Consider the following 19,260-nt stretch of genomic DNA (forward strand, 5'->3'; position numbering starts at 1 on the left):
ATCTTGTCGGCTAGCAAAAACGAAAGGCTGATGTCGTGGACTGGTTCGAACGCCTGACCGGCTTCAAGGAGACCGACTATGCCTCGACGCGCGCCAGACTGGTCTGCGAAGATGGACGGCTGACGTCTCTGGTCAATGGCAAGAGCTACCAGACCGGGCGGCTGGAGCTTCCGAAATTGTCGGAGCTCCGGACCAGGGTCCAAGACTCGGCCTGTCGAACCGGACGGCTCGGCGTGAGTCTCGTCAGCGGCGATGTCCGCACCCTTCATCTGGTCCCGGAGTTCGCCGGCGCGCTGTTCCAGGTCGCCTCGCAGTTCAATCTGCTGGAGATGATCGGCCCCCACGCGACCCCGGAAGACGGCGTGACGATCTACCAGCATGATCCGACGCAGGGGCCGGCCTGCGCGATCGCCGCCGGCGCCGCAACGATCTACCGCAACTACTTTGCCCCGGTCGGCGGTGAATCGGGCCAGACCCGCGACCGTCAGCTCGACGCGCTCGCAGATGTCGGGGCGGCTCTGAAGTCCCGTCTATCCCGCGGCGGCGAGCTTTGGGCGATGACGAACGGGTACGCCCTGTGCACGCGGACCGGACTCGAGACCATCACGGCCATCCTCGACGCAAGCGATGGCGATGAGATCGACGCATTGCGCGGACACCTTCGGATCGGCCTGCATTCCGACGTCGAGCTGACTGACGTGGGCGAGCCCCGACCGACAGTGTCGCAGGCCTTCTGCTCCGCGCTCCCCGTGGCCTACTGTTCCCCTGCCCCTCGATATTGGCAGACATTCGCCCGCCTGATCCTGGAGGCCAGCTACGAGGCGACGATCTGGGCGGCGGTCCTCAACGCGACACGCGGCTCGAACATTGTCCTGCTCACCAGCGTCGGCGGCGGCGCATTCGGCAATGAGGAGAGCTGGATCGAGGACGCGCTGCGCCGCGCGCTGCTGCTGGCGTCCAGCTTCGAACTCGACGTCAGGCTCGTCAGCTATGATCGCCCGACCGAGACATTCCTGCGGCTTCAGGACGAGTTCGGCCGCTGAGCCATGCCGTGAGCACGGCACAGCTCGTACGACGCCCTACCCCTCGAACGCAAACAGCTCGATCGGGTCGTTGAAGCCGCGCACCGGGTATTCGCCGACGCGTTCGAGCGCGAACGGGCCTTCGACGAGTTCGGCGAAGGCCCGCGACATCAGCACGGGACGACCGACCTGCTTGGTCAGCGCCTCCATGCGCGAAGCCATGTTGACCGCGGGTCCGATCACGGTGAAATCCAGCCGCGTGCGCGAGCCGATGTTGCCGTACATGACGTCGCCGACGTGGATGCCGATGCCGTAGCGCAGCGGCGCACGGCCGCCTTCCGCATGCCGCGCGTTGAGCGCCGCCATCGCCTGCCTGGCGCCGGTGACCGCGTGCAGCAGGTTCTCGCAGGCGCCGGGCTGGCTAAGCGGAAAGATGGCGAGCAGGCCGTCGCCGATGAACTTCAGGATCTCGCCTCCATGCTCTGTGATCGGCTCGACCATCGCGTCGAAATAGCCGTTGAGGAGATCGATCACGTCGTCGCGCGGCCAATTGTCGGAGATCTTGGTGAAGTCGCGGAGATCGCAGATCATGATCGCGGCGCTCACGGTCTCGCCGCTGCCGCGTCGGGTCGCGCCGGCCAGCACCATCTCGCCGGCATGCGGCCCGACATAGGTCTCGAGCAGGGTGCGCGCCAGCCGGTTCTTGATGCGGATCTCGCTGACCAGCGCCAGCACCGGCAGCAGCCGCTTCAGGGCGCCGATCTCGGCATGATCGAAGCCACCGCGCTGGTCGGTCGCGAAGGTCACGCAGTGGCGCTTGCCGAGCGTGTGAAAGATCGGCCAGGCGACATAGTCGGTCAGCCCCTGCGCGCGCATGTCGTCATAGATGCCATGCTGCCGGCCGAGCGCGGGATCACGCGCCAGGTTTTCGCGGATCTCGTCGGCGCCGTTGTAGACCTCGCTGACCGGGCTGCCGATGAACTCGGAACGCGAGCCGACGTCATAGTCGACGCGATTGATCTCGGAGCTCTCCATCCCGTCGCTCCACAGGATGCGCGCGCCGAGCCATTGCGGATGGTTGATCTGCACGTGCAGCGACGCGCGCTTCACCGGGATTCCGGCGCGCTGCAGGCGGATGCACATCTGCGCGAAGATGTTGTCGATGAAGCGTTCGTCGCGGGTGCCGCTGGTGAGCCAGTCCACGACCTCGTCGCCCAGGCGCTGGCCGGCGGCGAGACGGACGTCGGTTGCGGTCATGGCGGTCTCCTGGGCCGGCGCGGCAATGCCAGGGAGATGTCGTGTCGCAGCGCAAAAGAGTCAACCGATACCAACGCATCGCGCCCCTACCCCGATGGGCAGGCCCACCAGGTTCGGCGCCGGCAAAGGACGGCTCATCGTCTCAGCCCAGCGAGGGACGGATGCTGCACATCCGCCCCTCGCCTGACAGGCTTCTCAGAAATGCACCACCGTCCGCAGGCCGAGCACCACCGCATTGCCGGTCTTCAGGCCGGCGGCGTTGAAGCCGCGTCCGCCCGGATTGATGACATACTGGGCGTCGAACTTCAGGTTCATCCAGCCGGTCGCCTGCCAGCCATACCAGGCTTCGATCGGCACTTCGTTGCCGCCTGCATTCGGCGTCAGCGCCGCCGAGTTGACATGCGTGGTGCCGACCGCGAAGCCGACCTCGTCATCGGGACGGAACGAAAAGGTTCCGGTGTGCTTGATGCCCCAGGAAATCTGATAGTCCTGATAGGCGGTGCGGTGATCCGCGACGCTGGTGTTGAGGAAGGTATACCAGCCCTGCGCTTTCGGCCCCTCGACGGTCAAGCGCTGCAGGATCGACTCGTAGATGCCGTAGCGGCCGCGCGAATCGCTGAGATTCTGGTCGCCAACGCCGGGACCGCCCACGTAGACGCCGGTGATGCCGGGCAGACCGCCGTCGATGGTCGACGCGCTGTCATACCAGCCGCCGAAGCGCCAGGTGCCGTTGAGCGGACCGCTCGGCTCATACACCACCTCGACCGGCACCAGGACGCCCGAGGCCGGATTGGAGCGCGCGATGCCCGGCGCGAGATAGACGCCGGCATCCGACGTGGTCAGGTAGTTCGGATTGGCGTCGTAGACGCCGACCGACAACTTCCACTCCTTGGTGAAGTTGTAGTGCGCGACGCCGGCCCACTGGCTCACGGGCCAGTTGTAGATGTAGCCACCCTGGATGTTGCCCGGCTGGCCGCCGCAGAAGGTCAGGTTGATGAACTCGCACTGGCCGAAGAAGAAGTCGGAGCCGACCGGCAGCCGGCCGCCCTTGAGCACGAGGCGGTCGTCGAGCAGCTTCTGCTGATAGTAGAACTCGGTGAGGCGCAGGATGTTGCCGCGGCCGAACACCTCGTTGGTCAGCTGCAGCGCCGGAATGCCGGCCTCGCTGTTGAGGTTCTTGCCGAAGCGATCGACCAGCGTGACGCCGATCAGGCCGCCCTGGATGCCGGCGAGCTTGGCCATGTCGAACTTGGCCTCGAACCACAATTGTCCGGCATTGGCCGAGGTGTTGCGCGAGCCGCCCGACAGGTTGGTGACGGCCTCGTCGCCCAGCGTGAGCGCGAGCGAGATGCCCTGCTCCTTCAGCCTGGTCCGGCCGAGATCACCGAACAGATACGGCCGCGTCCAGAAATCATCGACACCGGCATAGGGAACCGCCGGCGCCTTCATCGGCAAATCGGCAGCGAGCGCACCGCCGCCCAACAAACAAGACAAAGCAACCCCTACGCCGCACATGCGTGCGGTCGTCGCAAACCCACTCATTTTTCCTGCTCCTCGCAGCGTCCCCAGGCTCTGGCTGTTGTTCTGTCGCGTCCGGCCCAGAGCCTCCGTCCCGGCACGCGCTTCCCCACGGCTCAATCCCGGCCGCCGCCCATTCGAGGAGCGCATTCGTCAACCTGAGATTGGAAGGCGATCCTAGCAAGCGCCGAGGTGCCTTTGAATAGTCATATTATATTGGGGAGTCGGTATAACCGTAAGTGTGACATGAGTGTCACATGCCGCATTGCGGAATATTGTGTTCCGCGCCGTTGCGGCTCTCGGGATGCTTCGGACGCACGACAAGGCAACCAATTTGGAGAACCGTGGCGTGGCTGTTGACCTGCGCCTTTCAGCTCGCATGAGATCACGCCCAAGCTGGACGAGACTTGCTGCATGAAAGTGTCAGACCCCGATTTGTCAGAAGCGCGCTGGGCCAGCCTCCTCGGCGGCTATCGCGTTCCCTACGACCCGCGCCCAGCCCTGCAACGCCTCGAAGGTGGCGATAGCTCAGCCTGGGACGAACTCTGGAATGAGCTGCACCACCAAGGTGACGTCGGCGAAGCATCCTTCGCCGCCGTACCCGGTCTGGTCCGAATTCGCGAGCGCCGCGGTGTTGCCGACTGGCAGACCTACACGATGATCGCGATCATCGAGCTTGCGCGAGACGGCTCTCGCAATCCGGCGATGCCGGCTGACCTGCGCGAGAGCTACGAAGCGGCGTGGGGCCAATTGCTCCACATGGCACTCCGCGACCTCGCCACGGCGCAGGATGCCGACGTTGTCAGCCAACTCCTCGGCGTTATAGCGATCGCGCGCGGCCAACGCGCGCTGGGACGCATTGCGATCGAATTCACGGAAGATGAACAGGCTGCAATGCTGGCCGGCGAATGGCCTCCATGAATCACAACGCGACCTCACGGGTAGAATCGCTTTAGGAAGGCATCGATCTCGTCGTCATCTGCCTGCCAGTCGGCGCCGCGCTCCATGTACATCAACGCAAGTCCAAGCAACTGCAGGGGGCTCTCGGCGACGAGTTGAAGCGTCCCCTTCGTTGCGTTCCAGAGTTCGCCGTCGCTCTCATAGCGACGATCGATTTCGTATCCGAGCTTGATCAGCGTCAGATATGCCGGAATTTCGGTATTGCCTGCCGCCGCGATGGTTTGGGTAAACACGGAGTTCTCCCGTTCTGGATGGAGTCCCCGGCCTGCCGACTGCGTCAATCAAACAGACTGGATCTGATTTGGCACGCGTGGAGCACTACACCCCGGATATCGACCACATCAGCCGATATCGTGTAGTAGACGACATGCGCCTGGAATCGAAACCGTCGTAGCCCGCGCCGGAAGTCCTCGGCTGATTGACCTATGGCCGGGAATCTGAGAGCAGCTCGAAGGTCCGGATCAGCCCGGACGCGCGGAGGCTTCCGCCTGATAAGCACCAAATTGCAGTTCGGTGTATTCGTAGATCTGAGCGAGTTGATCGCGTGCTCGAATGGTGAGGCGATAGCTACCCACGGCGCGCAGCAACACGCTGCCGAGCAGCAGCGATGATGTCCTCAGCAGTCTACTCTTTGAAGCGAGCGATCTGCTCCTCGCGACTCAATGCCTGCCAATCCGCAAGCTCGGCTTCACTGGGCGGCAGCGCCGACGGGACGACCCGATACTTGATTTGCGACATTGGTCATTTCCGAGAGAACGGAGCCTGAAGTATAAAGATAGCACCTCCCGGTGGAATTTGCGAGATCGGCCGCCATCTTCGACGAGGCATCGAGCTTGGCCGATTTGCCCGGCGGGCATTATCGCGCCGACGAAAGCACGGGACCGTTCCTGATCACGGGTCAAAATCGCCTGCGTCAATGCTTCCATTTTCCCATTCCGTTCAGCCACATCTTTCGTTTCAAGAGCTTCGCGCAAAAATAAATCACTTCCGAAAATCAGCAAATCATGTCTATTCTGTCGGCGTTCCGGTCCGGATGAGGGGCGTACGCGTCGTCACGAGACGTTGGGCCGGCAATGCGGTGGACGTGAGGGCATCAGCGCGCTTTCGGGTGCGGACGAATGATGCGCTCGCGGACGTGAAGTCGCGTGGTCCTGGCATCCCGATGCTGATGTCCCGCGCGATGCGCTTGAAGCGCATTGTCGCGAACGGTGGCCAACAAGCCCGGTGCACCGAGGAGATCGCGTATAAGCGTTAAAACCGCCGCGCAGGGAATGCCGGATGAACCGGCTTTGCCTGTGGTACCTGCCGCCTGCATTTTTTCCGCAGGCGGGCCATGGGTGAGGCCCTCACCCGGCATTCCCTGCGCCCTCATCGTCTTTCGAGGGCGAATGCTTTCCGCATCCCCTGGGCGCGACCGCGCCGCGGGACCGTGTGTGCACGCCCGGCTGTTTGACTGGTTGGAAGATGGGACGGGGGACTGCGAGCGATCCGGGAGCATCGTCCTACGCGTCCGGCTGGTCGTCGCGTTCGGCCTGCGACAGCTCGGCGAGGGCAAGATCGCCGGAATCGGCCATGCGCGCCTTGGCGATGGTCCGGACATGCGCGGCGAGCGCCGGCATCCGCGCGATCAGCGCATGGAAATCCTGCGCGTCGAGCACCAGCAGCCGGGTCTTGCGCGTCGCCGTCACGGTACCCGAACGCTTGGTCCGGTGCAGCAGCGCGATCTCGCCGAAGAACGTGCCGTCGGCGAGCTTGACGCATTGCGTCGGCAGCTCGATCTCGACCTCACCCGTGGTGATGAAATACATCGAGGACGCCGGATCGCCGCGCCGCACCAGCACCTCGCCGGCTTCGATCGTGCGTGCGCGCAGCAGCCGCATGATGTCGGCGATTTCGGACGCCGAAAGGTGCGAGAACAGCGGCACCCGCGCCAGCATGCCCCAGGTGACGACGAAATCGCGCCGCTTGATCTCCTCGGCGAACGCGGTGGAGATGATCGCGACCGGCAGCGCGATCATGGCAAAGCCCCAGATGATCGCGAACACCGTGATGATGCGGCCGAGCGGCGTCACCGGCACGACGTCGCCGTAGCCGACGGTGCCGAGCGTCACGATCGCCCACCACATCGCATGCGGGATGGTGCCGAACTTGTCGGGCTGGACGTCGCGCTCGACCGCGTAGAGCAGCGAGGCGAACAGCAGCACCGCGCCGGCCAGGATGACGAGGCAGCCGATCAGGATGCGCCGCTCGGCCTGCACGGCCGACAAGAGCGAGCGCAGCGCCGGCGAATAGCGCACCAGCTTCAGGAACGGCAGCACGATGCACAGGGCTTCCAGCGTGCGATCGCCAAGCGCCAGCGCGATGGACGCCGGCACGAAGGACAGGAGATCGATCAGGCCGAGCGCGGACAAGGCGTAGGCGAGCCGCTCCCGGTGCGGCGACTGGCGCCGCGGCATGTGCCCCGCCACGCTCCAGAGCCGAGCGACATACTCCGCGGCAAACACGATCAGCGAACAGACCTTGATCGCTCGCAGCAATCCGCCAATGGAAGCCGCGATGTCCGGGTCGGAGGCCAGCACCACCGCCAGCACGTCGAGCGTGATGACGAGCACGATGAACTGGACGATGCGCGAGCCGTGCGTGCTCGGCAGATGGTCGTGCTCGAGCAGCTCGTACAGCCGGTCGCGCAGATCGGGATCGCGAACGCTCTCGCCCGGCCCGAGCGTCGGCACGATCAGCCTGCCTTGCCGATCGCACTCTCGATCGCGGCCAGCGCAGCCTCCGCCTTGGTGCCGTCCGGGCCGCCGGCCTGGGCCATGTCAGGACGGCCGCCGCCGCCCTTGCCGCCGAGCGCCTCGGACGCGGCGCGCACGAGGTCGACCGCATTGAAGCGCGATGTGAGATCGGCGGTGACGCCGACCACGACGCCGGCCTTGCCGTCCTCGGAGGTCGCGACCAGCGCGACCACACCGGAGCCGAGCTGCTTCTTGGCCTCGTCGGCGAGCGACTTGAGATCCTTCATCTCGATTCCGGAGACGGCGCGGGCCATCAGCTTGATACCGGAGACGTCACGAATCCCGGCTGCCGGCGAGCCGTTGCCGATCGAGGTGCCGCTGCCCATCGCGAGCTTCTTGCGCGCGTCCGACAGCTCGCGCTCGAGCTTCTTGCGCTCCTCCATCAGCGCGGTGATGCGCGCTGGCACATCCTCGACCGTGGTGCGCAGCTCGGCTGCCGCCGCCTTGGCGAGCGAGAGGTTGTGGTTGGCATGCGCCCGCGCGCCGCGCGCCGTCAGCGCCTCGATGCGGCGGACGCCGGAGGCCACCGCGCTCTCCGAGGTGACCGCGATCAGGCCGATGTCGCCGGTGCGCCTGACGTGGGTGCCGCCGCACAGCTCGACCGACCAGCCCATGGCATTCGAGCCCAGCTCGCGCGCGGCATTGCCCATCGAGACGACGCGGACCTCGTCGCCATATTTCTCGCCGAACAGCGCGCGGGCGCCGGCCTCGCGGGCATCGTCGAGCCCCATCAGCCGGGTGGTGACCTCGGCATTCTCCAGCACGACGTCGTTGGCGATGTCCTCGACGCGGGCGAGCTCCTCCGGAGAGATCGGCTTCGGATGGACGAAATCGAAGCGCAGGCGGTCGGGCGAGACCAGCGAGCCACGCTGGGCGATGTGATCGCCGAGCACCTGGCGCAGCGCCTCGTGCAGGATGTGGGTGGCGGAGTGATTGGCGCGGATCGCCGAGCGCCGGCCGTGATCGACGTCGAGCTGCAGCGCCGTGCCGAGCTTGAGCGTGCCCTGCTCCACCGTGGCGATATGCGCGAACAGGTCGCCGGCCTTCTTCTGGGTGTCGGTGATGCGGACGCGGACGCCGTCGCCGGTCATCACGCCGGTGTCGCCGACCTGGCCGCCGGACTCGCCATAGAACGGCGTCTGGTTGAGCACGATGACGCCGCTCTCGCCGGCCTTGAGGCTGTCGACCTCGGCGCCGTCCTTGACCAGCGCGGTGACCGCGCCCTCTGCCGACTCGGTGTCGTAGCCGAGGAACTCGGTCGAGCCGAGCTTCTCGCGCAGCTCAAACCAAACGGTTTCGGTGGCCGCCTCGCCGGATCCGGCCCAGGCGGCACGCGCCTTCGCCTTCTGCCGTTGCATTGCGTCGTTGAAAGAGGCCTGGTCGACGCTGATGCCGCGCGATTTGAGCGCGTCCTGGGTGAGGTCGAGCGGGAAGCCATAGGTGTCGTACAGGGTGAAGGCGACGTCGCCGTCGAACATGTCGCCCTTCTTCAAATTGGCCGACTGCTCGTCGAGCAGCACGAGGCCGCGCTCCAGCGTCTTGCGGAAGCGGGTCTCCTCCAGCCGCAGCGTCTCCTTGATCAGCGCCTCGGCGCGGATCAGCTCCGGATAGGCCTGGCCCATCTCGCGGGTCAGCGCGCCGACCAGCTTGTGCATCAAGGGCTCGCGCGCGCCGAGCAGCTGGGCGTGGCGCATCGCGCGGCGCATGATCCGCCGCAGCACGTTGCCGCGCCCCTCGTTCGACGGCAGCACGCCGTCGGAGATCAGGAACGACGAGGCCCGCAGGTGATCGGCGATGACGCGCAGGCTCGCCTTCTGCGGCCCCTGCGGGTCGGCATTGGTGAGGTCGGCGATGGCGCGGATCAGCGCGACGAACAGGTCGATGTCGTAATTGTCGTGCTTGCCCTGCAGCACCGCGGCGACGCGCTCGAGGCCCGCGCCGGTGTCGATCGACGGCTTCGGAAGGGGATTGCGGACCCCGCCCTCGAGCTGCTCGTACTGCATGAACACGAGGTTCCAGATCTCGATGAAGCGGTCGCCGTCCGCCTCCGGCGATCCCGGCGGGCCGCCCCAGATCTTGTCGCCGTGGTCGTAGAAGATCTCCGAGCACGGGCCGCACGGGCCGGTGTCGCCCATCTGCCAGAAATTGTCCGAACCGGCGATGCGGATGATGCGCGATTCCGGCAGGCCGGCGATCTTCTTCCAGAGCCCGAACGCCTCGTCGTCGTCGATGTAGACGGTCGCGGTCAGCTTGTCCTTCGGGAGGCCGAACTCCTTGGTGACCAGCTTCCAGGCAAGCTCGATGGCGTTCTCCTTGAAGTAATCTCCGAAGGAGAAGTTGCCGAGCATCTCGAAGAAGGTGTGGTGCCGGGCGGTGTAGCCGACATTGTCGAGGTCGTTGTGCTTGCCGCCGGCGCGGACGCATTTCTGCGACGTGGTGGCGCGGTTGTAGGGCCGCTTCTCGACCCCGGTGAAGACGTTCTTGAACTGCACCATGCCGGCGTTCGTGAACATCAAAGTCGGGTCGTTGCGCGGCACCAGCGGCGAGGACGGCACGATCTCGTGGCCGTTCGCAGCGAAGAAATTGAGGAAGGTCGACCTGATCTCGTTGACGCCGCTCATAGCAATCCAATCGAAGAAGTCCGGGAATTCGGCGGCAATGCTTTTAGACAAGGCGACTTCGCGTGTCCAGAAACTGTGCAGAAACATCATGGGCTTGCTGCACGGCTCCTAAAGCTGGTTGAAAGCCGCCGTGACGCGTTGACAGCTTGCGCGGGCTGGTGTTTGGTCCCGGACATAGACGACAGTCGCGTCGGGAGAGACTGGCCTTCTGAGGTTCTGGTTGAACGTCAAGGGCCGGCGCCGAAGGAGCAACCGCCCCGGAAACTCTCAGGCAAAAGGACCCTCGCGACTGCAACTGCATCTGGAAAGAGACGCTGGCCGGGCCTGATCCCGGGACGCGTCCGCCGACGGGATAATACTCTCAGGCACAGCGACAGATGGGGCTTCGGTGGCGTTTTTCGGGACTGGTCCCGAGGAACCGCGCGAGGACCCCTGATCGATGGCTGAACCGGCTGCCCCCCTTTCTTTGAAGCGAACGCCGCTGCATGCGCTGCATGTCAGCCTCGGCGGCAAGATGGTGCCCTTTGCGGGCTATGAGATGCCGGTGCAATACGCGCCCGGCGTACTCAAGGAACACCTCCATACCCGCAGCGCGGCCGGGCTGTTCGACGTCTCCCACATGGGCCAGGTCGCGCTGCTGCCGAAATCCGGCAACGTCGCCGACGCCGCGGCGGCGCTGGAGCGGCTGGTGCCGCAGGACGTCATCGGCATCCCGCCCGGCCGGCAGCGCTATGCCCAGTTCACCAACGCCGAGGGCGGCATCCTCGACGACCTGATGGTGGCGAATTTCGGCGAGCACCTGGTGCTGGTGGTCAACGCCGCCTGCAAGGAGGCGGACATCGCGCTGCTGCGCGACGGAGTGTCCGACGTCTGCGAGGTCCAACCGCTGACCGACCGCGCGCTGCTGGCGCTGCAGGGGCCGAAGGCGGCGTCCGTGCTGACGAAATTCTGTGCAGAGGCCGAGGCGATGCGGTTCATGGACGCGGGGCCGCGCAGCGTCGATGGGCTCGCCTGCTACGTTTCGCGCTCGGGCTACACCGGCGAGGACGGCTACGAGATCTCGGTGCCTGCCGATCAGGCCGAGCGGCTCGCCGAGGCGATGCTGTCCGACAAGGACGTGCTGCCGATCGGGCTGGGCGCCCGCGACAGCCTGCGGCTCGAGGCCGGGCTCTGCCTCTACGGCCACGACATCGACACGGCGACAACGCCCGTGGAAGCTGCGCTGGAATGGTCGGTGCAGAAGGTCCGCCGCACCGGCGGCGCGCGCGCCGGCGGCTTCCCCGGCGCTGACAAGATCCTCGCGCAGTTCGATGGCGGTGCGACACGCCGCCGCGTCGGTTTGCGGCCCGAGGGCCGCGCGCCGGTGCGCGAGGGAGCAGCGCTGTTCGCTTCGGCCGATTCAGGCGAGCCGGTCGGCAAGGTCACCTCTGGTGGCTTCGGCCCGACGCTGAATGCGCCGGTCGCGATGGGTTACGTGCCGACCACTCTCTCTGCGCTCGACACCCCGTTGTTCGCCGATGTGCGCGGCCAACGCCTGCCGCTGCGGGTCGCCGCCATGCCCTTCGTTCCCAACACCTACAAGCGCTGAAGGACGTCCATGACTACGCTCTACACCTCCGACCATGAATGGCTCAGCATCGATGGCGACACAGCCACCATCGGCATCACCGACTATGCGCAGGCCCAGCTCGGCGACGTCGTGTTCGTGGAGCTGCCGCAGGTCGGCCGCGCGCTGAAGAAGTCGGAAGCCGCCGCCGTGGTCGAATCGGTCAAGGCCGCCTCCGACGTCTACGCGCCGATCACCGGCGAGGTGGTCGAGGTCAACCAGGCGATCGTCGACGAGCCTGCGCTCGTCAACACCGACGCCGGCGGCAAGGCCTGGTTCTTCAAGCTCAAGATCGCCGACCGGGCCGAGCTCGGCGGCCTGATGGATGAGGCCGCCTACAAGGCGCACACGGCGTGAGACGGGCGGAGCGTAGCCCCCATGAGCGGAGCGATGCGGGACCAGGGGTCCCGGGTCGCTGCGCTCGCCCGGGCTACGGTCTGCCGATCTCGCTGTCGCTGTTTACTGGACGCCCCGCCGTCGCGGGGCATGACGAGGCATAGAGGATTTGCTCATGACCACGCCGCTCAAGCCGCTCGATGATGCCGCCACCAGCTTCGCCCGCCGCCATATCGGTCCCTCGCCGCGCGACGTCGCGGCGATGCTGGAGACCGTCGGCGCCAAGAGCGTCGCGGAGCTGATGGCGCAGACGCTGCCCGGCACGATCCGGCAGGCGGCGCCGCTCACCCTCGAGGCGGCGTTGAGCGAAACTGAAGCCTTGTCGCACATGCGCGCACTGGCGGCGCGGAATCAGGTCTTCATCTCGCTGATCGGCCAGGGCTATTCCGGCACGCTGATGCCGGCGGTGATCCAGCGCAACATCCTGGAGAACCCGGCCTGGTACACGGCCTACACCCCCTATCAGCCGGAGATCAGCCAGGGCCGGCTGGAAGCGCTGTTCAACTTCCAGACCATGATCTGCGATCTCACCGGGCTCGACGTCGCCAACGCCTCGCTGCTGGACGAAGCCACGGCGGCGGCGGAAGCGATGGCGCTGGCCGAGCGGTCGGCGCGGGCGAAGACCAGGGCATTCTTCGTCGATCGGAACGTGCATCCGCAGACGCTGGCGGTGCTGCGCACCCGCGCGGAGCCGCTCGGCTGGCAGCTGATCGTCGGCGATCCCGCCAAGGATCTGGACGGCGCCGAGGTGTTCGGCGGCCTGCTGCAATATCCGGATACGACGGGCGCGCTGCGCGATCCGCGCGCCGCGATCGCCAAGCTGCACGACAAGGGCGCACTGGCGATTCTGGCCGCCGACCTGCTGGCCGTGACCGTGATTGCCTCGCCGGGCGAACTCGGCGCCGACATCGCGATCGGCTCGGCGCAGCGCTTCGGCGTGCCGATGGGCTATGGCGGACCGCATGCGGCCTACATGGCGGTGCGCGATGCGCTGAAGCGGTCGCTGCCCGGCCGCATCGTCGGCCTGTCCGTCGATTCGCGCGGTGCCCCCGCCTATCGGCTGGCGCTGCAGACCCGCGAGCAGCACATCAGGCGCGAGAAGGCAACGTCGAACATCTGCACCGCGCAAGTGCTGCTGGCGGTGATCGCCGCGATGTATGCGGTCTATCATGGCCCGGATGGGCTGAAGGCGATCGCCCGCACCGCGCATCGGCGGACCGCTGTGCTGGCTGCGGGGCTGCGCAAGCTCGGCTTTGCGCCGGAAAGCGAGACCTTCTTCGACACGATCACCGTCGAGGCCGGCGCCAAGTCCGGGTCGATCATCGCCCGCGCCGAAGGCGAGCGGATCAATCTCGGGCGCGACGGCAGCAGGCTGCGGATCGCACTCGATGAGACCACGACGGCCGATGTCGTCGAAGCCGTCTGGCGCGCATTCGGCGGCGACCTCTCCTACACGACGATCGAGGCGGAAGCCCGCGAGGCGCTGCCGGCCGAGCTCAAGCGGCAGCGGCCGTACCTCGCGCATCCGGTGTTCCACGCGCATCGCTCCGAGACCGAGATGCTGCGCTATTTGCGCAAGCTCGCGGACCGCGACCTCGCGCTCGATCGCGCGATGATTCCGCTTGGCTCGTGTACGATGAAGCTGAACGCGACCACCGAGATGATCCCGCTGACCTGGCCGGAATTTTCCAGCCTGCACCCGTTCGTGCCGCGCGCGCAGGCGGCCGGCTATCACACGATGTTCGCCGATCTGACCGACTGGCTGTGCCGCATCTCCGGCTATGACGCCGTGTCGCTGCAGCCGAACTCGGGCGCGCAGGGCGAATATGCCGGGCTTCTGGCCATTCGGGGCTACCATGCCGCCCGCGGCGAGGGCCACCGCACCATCTGCCTCATCCCCTCCTCCGCCCACGGCACCAACCCGGCCTCGGCGCATATGGCCGGCATGGAGGTGGTCGTGGTCGGCTGCGATGCAGGCGGCAATGTCGATCTCGCCGATCTCAAGGCCAAGGCGGAAGTGCATAGCGCCAAGCTCGCCGCCATCATGATCACCTATCCCTCGACGCATGGCGTGTTCGAGGAGCACATCCGCGACATCTGCGACATCGTCCATGCCCACGGCGGACAGGTCTATCTCGACGGCGCCAACCTCAATGCGCAGGTCGGCCTCTCCAGACCCGGCGATTACGGCGCCGATGTCAGCCATTTCAACCTGCACAAGACGTTCTGCATTCCGCATGGCGGCGGCGGCCCCGGCATGGGTCCGATCGGGGTCAAGGCGCATCTGGCGCCCTTCCTGCCCGGTCACCCAGCGACCGACGGCGCGAGCGCGCATCCGATCGGGCCGGTCTCGGCCGCCCCCTACGGCTCGGCCTCGATCCTGACCATCTCCTACATCTACATGCTGCTGATGGGCGGCGACGGCCTGACCCGCGCCACCGAGATTGCGATCCTCAACGCCAACTACGTCGCGGCGCGGCTCGATGCGCATTTCCCGGTGCTCTACCGCAATGAGCGCGGCCGCGTCGCGCATGAATGCATCATCGACCCGCGGCCGCTCAAGCAGAGCAGCGGCGTCACCGTCGACGACATCGCCAAGCGGCTGATCGACTACGGCTTCCACGCGCCGACCATGAGCTTCCCGGTGGCGGGCACCCTGATGATCGAGCCGACGGAATCGGAGTCCAAGGCTGAGCTCGACCGCTTCTGCGACGCCATGATCGCGATCCGCAAGGAGATCGCCGAGGTCGAACAGGGCCGCTTCGGAATCGAGGCCTCGCCGCTGCGCCACGCGCCGCACACGGTGCACGACATCGCCGACGACGATTGGAACAGGGCCTACCGGCGCAGCGAGGGCTGCTTCCCCGCGGGCACCTCGCGCACCGACAAGTACTGGTGCCCGGTCGGCCGCGTCGACAACGTCTACGGCGACCGCAATCTGGTGTGCTCCTGCCCGCCGGTGGCGGACTACGCCCAGGCGGCGGAGTAAGCTTCCTCACGCATGTTCCGAGCGATCGGGCGCCACGGCTCGCGGCAAACAATGACGTCAGACGTGCCCGGATCCGGAGCGATGAGCACCGCATGCCAACGCCAGAGATTGGCGTTGATCAATTCGGTGCCGCCCCACCAGCGCCGGATCGGATTATGGCTGCTGAAATCCTCCTCGCCGGCGAGGATCGCCTTGCCGAGCGGCGTCAGCGACAGCCTGCTGGCCTTGTAGCGCTCGAGGCATTCACGGCTGTCGTGCATCTCGACCGAGAACGGCCATTCGTCGAGGCCCGAAATTGCCGGCACCGGCGCGAGTGCCAGACCGTCAAGCAACGTGCCTCCTTCCCAATAGTCATAGACGCGGCGTTGAAAGCGATCCCGATGATGCGGCAACAGGTCGAAGGGGTGCTGATAGCCGGCTGACAGCAATTCGAGGATTCGCAGTTCCGATGCTCCCAGGCCCGTGGCAACACCGGGAAGCTCATCGAGCATCTCCTGCACGCAGCGGCGAAGCTGCGGCAGTGCACTGAGATCCTGCTTCAACAGATCGAACCAGGCTTGCGGCGTCGGCGTCCGAAACGCCTGCCATGCCAGATGGCCCAGGTCGAGATGCTCACGCGCGAGCGCCACGCCGGCAATGGTCCGGCCGGCGGGTTGTCTGGCCAAGGCGTCGAAGACTGGCGCATCGAGGTGTCGCAACACGATCTTCGTCGCGATCTCGGCGTAATCGCGCAGATAATCCAAGAGCCAGATCAGCACCAACTGATCGTTCGGACGGGTCCCCATCCACAGTTCGACGCTATCGCAACGGTCGACAAGTTCGAGAAAACTCTGACTCCGCCCGCCGACCGCCATGAAGTCGACGCGCGAGGCGAAATCCAACCAATGCCCCCGCTTCCGTCGCACGGTGCGCTGGACGAGATAAGCCGATAATTCGGCATCGGATGGCAGCGGTCCCCACACGAAACGATGGAGAATTGGCACCACCAGGTCGGCAAAGCCGCCCCTCCGAAGCGCTCCGGCGCTGGGATCATCGGCCGCTAAAATCAAACGTGTCATGCTGTTGGCTCCGGCACGACCTGATTGGCTCAAGGCGCTATCAACACGTTCGCAATCGGCTCCCGGCGCCCAGGACCGGCGCCGGAAACGTCGGTGCCGCCGCGCGGATCCGGTCCGCTCGCACGCTTTCGATTATTCGCGCTGAAGATCGTATCCGGCGCTCAGAAACCCGGGCTCACTGCATTGGTCATGCAGCAACGCAGATTTCGGCAGAACACTACACATCTGCAAACGGGCGCCGGAACGTCGGCAACACGACGTCCATGGCACCCGCCGCCGTCGTAGCTCTACTCCTCCGCCGGCTCCTCGCCGTCGGCGTCGCGCTCGGCATTGCCGGCCAGGATCTGCTCGGCGATCAGGCCGGAGTTCTGGCGGATCGCGGCTTCGATCTTGGCGGTCATGTCCGGATTGGTCTTGAGGAACGATTTCGAATTCTCACGTCCCTGCCCGAGACGCTGGCTATCGTAAGAGAACCAGGCGCCGGACTTCTCGACGATGCCGGCCTTGACGCCGAGATCGAGGATCTCGCCCATCTTGGAGACGCCCTCGCCATACATGATGTCGAACTCGACCTGCTTGAACGGCGGCGCCAGCTTGTTCTTCACCACCTTCACACGGGTGGAATTGCCGATCACCTCGTCGCGCTCCTTGATCGCGCCGATGCGGCGGATGTCGAGGCGGACCGAGGCATAGAATTTCAGCGCATTGCCGCCGGTGGTGGTCTCCGGCGAGCCGTACATCACACCGATCTTCATGCGAATCTGGTTGATGAAGATCACCATCGTGTTGGACTTGTTGATCGAGGCCGTCAGCTTGCGCAGAGCCTGGCTCATCAGGCGGGCCTGCAGGCCCGGCAGCGACTCGCCCATCTCGCCTTCGAGCTCGGCCTTCGGCACCAGCGCCGCCACCGAGTCGACCACCAGCACGTCGACCGCACCGGAACGCACCAGGGTGTCGCAGATCTCCAGCGCCTGCTCACCCGTATCCGGCTGTGAGATCAGGAGCTCATCGATGTTGACGCCCAGCTTGCGCGCATAGACCGGATCGAGCGCATGCTCGGCATCGATGAAGGCACAGATGCCGCCCTTCTTCTGCGCTTCCGCCACCGTGTGCAGCGCCAGCGTGGTCTTGCCCGAGGATTCCGGACCGTAGATCTCGACGATGCGCCCTTTCGGCAGCCCACCGATCCCCAACGCGATGTCGAGCCCGAGCGAGCCGGTCGACACCGTCTCGACATCCATCGAGCGGTCGTTCTTGCCCAGCTTCATCACCGAGCCCTTGCCGAACTGACGTTCGATCTGGGACAGCGCAGCAGAGAGCGCCTTACTCTTATCCATTGAGGAACCTTCGACGATACGCAGGGCGGTGGCGGACATTGGCGCTCCTTATGGCGGGGATTCGCGAGATGGACAAACGGTTAACGAGGTCGGCCAGCAATCTTGAGGTGAATGTACTCCATCCGTTCTTTGTTCGCAATATGTTCTTCTCGACAATCACGCCTCTTCTCTTCGCAAACCCCTGACAGCCGCGGGGACACGCCTGCCGCTCGAGGGGCCGAGGGCCGGCGCCAGTGCACCGAGCACCGCTGAGGAAGCGCTGCCCGACGAGCGGGCCCACAAGCGAAGTAAAGGGATGCTGGATGACGGCGACCGCGAGAGGATCCTGGCTCGGCTGAAGGCGGAGGCCATGCGCGCGAGCGGCGCAGCCGCCGACCGGCGATCATGCGAATTACGACCGGCCTGTCCGAGCGCTCCAACCTCGCCTGTCGCGCCAGTGACAGACGCCACTTCAATTATAAGTTGTTATTGTGGTCTCGACCGTGCCCTATCATCCTGCTGGTCCTTCTCTGTGAGCCCCCTACCGCTTCCAATTTTCGGGACCAGCATGACCGGATCCAACAAGGAACAGACCCTCACGCTGTGGCGCCCGGTCGGCCCAAAGGAGTTCGCCTTGATCGCAGCCTCGGGCATGCGGGCGTTTCCGCCGCGCCTTCCGGAGCAGCCGATCTTCTACCCGGTGCTGACCGAGGCCTATGCCGTGAAGATCGCGAGGGACTGGAACGTACCGGCGAGCGGCTGCGGCCATGTGCTGCGCTTCGCGATCCTGCGACGCTTCATCGACGCGTACGAAGTGCATGAGGCCGGCGGCCGAGAGCATCTCGAGTACTGGATTCCCAGCGAAGACCTCGCCGACTTCAATGCCGCGATCGTCGGGCCGATCGAGCTCGTCAAGACTTTTCCTTGAAACTACCAAACTCCTACACGCGTGCGTAGATCGCACGGTCCGTGGTTCTCCTGAGAAGAACGAAGTTCCCTCGCCTCTTCTGCTTTTGTTCGGCTCATCGTGCGTGCAGACGCACGATTTCGATGCAGATGTGCAGCCGCCCTGCAAGCAGAGTCCGGCCATGAAGTTCCGCACCAAGCGGCATCCGAGCAGCTCGACGACCGCCATATGACGAGCGACAGATGAAACGACGAACCTCGAACGCCCCTGTGTCGGACCATGCCCGAGGATGGGCTAGCGCGCCATTCGCGCAGCTCCTGATGCCGGCCTGAGGAATGGCCCGGACAAGACCCGCGTGATCCGCATCACGCGGCACGCCGGCGCTCACGACATCTTCAAGCCACAAACCATTGTCATAAACTTTGGGTTGCGTTATAGGATCGTGGTTGTCGTACGTCTGAGCAAATTTTTGATCAGCCCCGGATTTGTTTGTTCGTTGCGATGATGGCTGACCCGTATTGTCCGTGATGTATTGTCAGTGATGCGGCGTCGACCGATCCCTTGCAGCCTGCCAGCTCCAACATTTGCAGGCTCCGTCACCCGTAGGCGCACGGCCCTGAAACCATCCGCGCCGAAAGAAAGCCCCGGACGACGTCCGGGGCTTTCGACGTTGATAGCTCCGCTCGGGATGCATCTCCCTCCGTCATTGTCGTGATGTCGGGGAACGGATTGCGGGCGCTGCGCTTCATATCGGCGATGACAAGAGATGACGTGACGTGTCCGTCCTGCAGGGCCGGCCTTCAAAGGATCGAGCT

General features: G+C 65.4%; 14 protein-coding genes and 1 riboswitch. Of the genes, 7 read left to right on the top strand and 7 right to left on the bottom strand.

Going from position 1 to position 19,260, the window contains the following annotated elements:
- The first annotated feature begins 35 nt into the window (after window positions 1-35).
- On the top strand, window positions 36-1,043 hold the full coding sequence (locus tag QW845_RS25335) for a hypothetical protein (RefSeq protein ID WP_315804248.1): 1,008 nt from the start codon (window positions 36-38) through the stop codon (window positions 1,041-1,043).
- A 36-nt stretch (window positions 1,044-1,079) separates the two neighbouring features.
- Here QW845_RS25335 and QW845_RS25340 read toward each other — a convergent pair whose 3' ends face one another.
- Both QW845_RS25340 and QW845_RS25345 read right to left on the bottom strand, forming a co-directional pair.
- Window positions 1,080-2,279 (bottom strand): adenylate/guanylate cyclase domain-containing protein, encoded by a 1,200-nt coding sequence (locus tag QW845_RS25340; RefSeq protein WP_315804249.1) that lies wholly within the window; start codon window positions 2,277-2,279, stop codon window positions 1,080-1,082.
- Between the two features lie 195 nt (window positions 2,280-2,474).
- Window positions 2,475-3,821, bottom strand: a complete 1,347-nt coding sequence (locus tag QW845_RS25345) for a carbohydrate porin (RefSeq protein ID WP_315804250.1) — start codon at window positions 3,819-3,821, stop codon at window positions 2,475-2,477.
- Between the two features lie 390 nt (window positions 3,822-4,211).
- Here QW845_RS25345 and QW845_RS25350 point away from each other — a divergent pair, with 390 nt between their 5' ends.
- A complete protein-coding gene (locus tag QW845_RS25350) occupies window positions 4,212-4,718 on the top strand; it encodes a hypothetical protein (protein ID WP_315804251.1) in 507 nt (168 codons plus the stop codon).
- A 14-nt stretch (window positions 4,719-4,732) separates the two neighbouring features.
- Here QW845_RS25350 and QW845_RS25355 read toward each other — a convergent pair whose 3' ends face one another.
- On the bottom strand, window positions 4,733-4,990 hold the full coding sequence (locus tag QW845_RS25355; protein ID WP_315804252.1) for a hypothetical protein: 258 nt from the start codon (window positions 4,988-4,990) through the stop codon (window positions 4,733-4,735).
- Window positions 4,991-5,590: 600 nt separating this feature from the next.
- Here QW845_RS25355 and QW845_RS25360 point away from each other — a divergent pair.
- Window positions 5,591-5,737: a hypothetical protein gene (locus QW845_RS25360; protein ID WP_315804253.1), complete on the top strand. Its 147-nt coding sequence runs from the start codon at window positions 5,591-5,593 to the stop codon at window positions 5,735-5,737.
- Window positions 5,738-6,259: 522 nt separating this feature from the next.
- Here the strand turns inward: QW845_RS25360 and QW845_RS25365 are convergent.
- Together QW845_RS25365 and alaS are read right to left on the bottom strand one after the other, a co-directional pair.
- Entirely contained in the window at window positions 6,260-7,489 is a 1,230-nt protein-coding gene (locus QW845_RS25365) for a cyclic nucleotide-gated ion channel (RefSeq protein WP_315804254.1), read from the bottom strand.
- Between the two features lie 2 nt (window positions 7,490-7,491).
- Window positions 7,492-10,173 (bottom strand): alanine--tRNA ligase, encoded by a 2,682-nt coding sequence (gene alaS / locus QW845_RS25370; protein WP_315804346.1) that lies wholly within the window; start codon window positions 10,171-10,173, stop codon window positions 7,492-7,494.
- Between the two features lie 181 nt (window positions 10,174-10,354).
- A riboswitch (glycine riboswitch) is annotated at window positions 10,355-10,466 on the top strand.
- A gap of 146 nt (window positions 10,467-10,612) precedes the next feature.
- On the opposite strand from alaS, the gene gcvT reads away from it, so the two are divergent.
- From gcvT to gcvP, 3 genes are all read left to right on the top strand, one after another.
- Complete coding sequence (gene gcvT, locus QW845_RS25375) at window positions 10,613-11,761, top strand: glycine cleavage system aminomethyltransferase GcvT (protein WP_315804255.1); 1,149 nt, start codon at window positions 10,613-10,615, stop codon at window positions 11,759-11,761.
- A 9-nt stretch (window positions 11,762-11,770) separates the two neighbouring features.
- Entirely contained in the window at window positions 11,771-12,136 is a 366-nt protein-coding gene (gene gcvH, locus QW845_RS25380) for a glycine cleavage system protein GcvH (RefSeq protein WP_315804256.1), read from the top strand.
- 154 nt (window positions 12,137-12,290) lie between these two features.
- Window positions 12,291-15,164 (top strand): aminomethyl-transferring glycine dehydrogenase, encoded by a 2,874-nt coding sequence (gcvP, locus tag QW845_RS25385; RefSeq protein WP_315804257.1) that lies wholly within the window; start codon window positions 12,291-12,293, stop codon window positions 15,162-15,164.
- Here the strand turns inward: gcvP and QW845_RS25390 are convergent.
- On the bottom strand, window positions 15,143-16,222 hold the full coding sequence (locus QW845_RS25390) for a DUF1835 domain-containing protein (protein ID WP_315804258.1): 1,080 nt from the start codon (window positions 16,220-16,222) through the stop codon (window positions 15,143-15,145). The two genes, gcvP and QW845_RS25390, sit on opposite strands and share 22 nt — an antisense overlap.
- 287 nt (window positions 16,223-16,509) lie before the next feature.
- Window positions 16,510-17,598: a recombinase RecA gene (gene recA, locus QW845_RS25395; protein ID WP_315804259.1), complete on the bottom strand. Its 1,089-nt coding sequence runs from the start codon at window positions 17,596-17,598 to the stop codon at window positions 16,510-16,512.
- 574 nt (window positions 17,599-18,172) lie between these two features.
- Between recA and QW845_RS25400 the strand changes: the two genes are divergently transcribed.
- Window positions 18,173-18,466: a hypothetical protein gene (locus QW845_RS25400; RefSeq protein WP_315804347.1), complete on the top strand. Its 294-nt coding sequence runs from the start codon at window positions 18,173-18,175 to the stop codon at window positions 18,464-18,466.
- The last annotated feature ends 794 nt before the right edge of the window (window positions 18,467-19,260 follow it).

It is taken from the genome of Bradyrhizobium sp. SZCCHNS3002 (genome assembly GCF_032377435.1).
Taxonomy (GTDB): Bacteria; Pseudomonadota; Alphaproteobacteria; order Rhizobiales; family Xanthobacteraceae; genus Bradyrhizobium.

What these genes read in the sequence shown, in the direction of transcription:
- QW845_RS25390 (WP_315804258.1), bottom strand. Translation starts at nt 16,222, where the DNA reads ATGACACGTTTGATTTTAGCGGCCGATGATCCCAGCGCCGGAGCGCTT.
- gcvH (WP_315804256.1), top strand. Translation starts at nt 11,771, where the DNA reads ATGACTACGCTCTACACCTCCGACCATGAATGGCTCAGCATCGATGGC.
- QW845_RS25350 (WP_315804251.1), top strand. Translation starts at nt 4,212, where the DNA reads ATGAAAGTGTCAGACCCCGATTTGTCAGAAGCGCGCTGGGCCAGCCTC.
- QW845_RS25345 (WP_315804250.1), bottom strand. Translation starts at nt 3,821, where the DNA reads ATGAGTGGGTTTGCGACGACCGCACGCATGTGCGGCGTAGGGGTTGCT.
- alaS (WP_315804346.1), bottom strand. Translation starts at nt 10,173, where the DNA reads ATGAGCGGCGTCAACGAGATCAGGTCGACCTTCCTCAATTTCTTCGCT.
- gcvP (WP_315804257.1), top strand. Translation starts at nt 12,291, where the DNA reads ATGACCACGCCGCTCAAGCCGCTCGATGATGCCGCCACCAGCTTCGCC.
- recA (WP_315804259.1), bottom strand. Translation starts at nt 17,598, where the DNA reads ATGTCCGCCACCGCCCTGCGTATCGTCGAAGGTTCCTCAATGGATAAG.
- QW845_RS25340 (WP_315804249.1), bottom strand. Translation starts at nt 2,279, where the DNA reads ATGACCGCAACCGACGTCCGTCTCGCCGCCGGCCAGCGCCTGGGCGAC.
- gcvT (WP_315804255.1), top strand. Translation starts at nt 10,613, where the DNA reads ATGGCTGAACCGGCTGCCCCCCTTTCTTTGAAGCGAACGCCGCTGCAT.